At 49.9% G+C, this 369-nt stretch carries 1 protein-coding gene; it reads left to right on the top strand.

The features are described 5' to 3' along the window. Nucleotides 1-369: SDR family NAD(P)-dependent oxidoreductase (locus HC175_RS20680; protein ID WP_168139890.1), on the top strand; the 369-nt coding region annotated here is incomplete at both ends.

Below are 369 nucleotides of genomic sequence, written 5' to 3'. Positions count from 1 at the left end.
AACAAACAGCATTACAAGGGAAAAAGGCACTGGTAACCGGCGCATCAAGCGGACTGGGATTTGCGATGGCAAAAGCGTTGGCCAGGGCCGGTGCTTCGGTTGTACTTACGGCCCGCACAAGTGAGAAGCTCAAGGAAGCAGTGGCAGAGCTAAAAGAGGAGCAGTTGGATGCCTATGCTCTGGAGATGGATGTGCGCGATGAAGATTCCATTGAAAAAGCTGTACAGTGGGTACGGCAGCAGTGGGGAAAATTAGACTTGCTGGTTAACAATGCCGGCATAGGAATGCGTACAGTAAATCCCGATTTTCTCACTTCGCCTGAACCTTTCTATAAAGTTAGTGCCGAAGGGTTCCGCAACTTGATAGACA

The organism is Salinimicrobium oceani (assembly GCF_012037645.1).
This window is presented reverse-complemented; position numbering and strand designations above follow the sequence as displayed.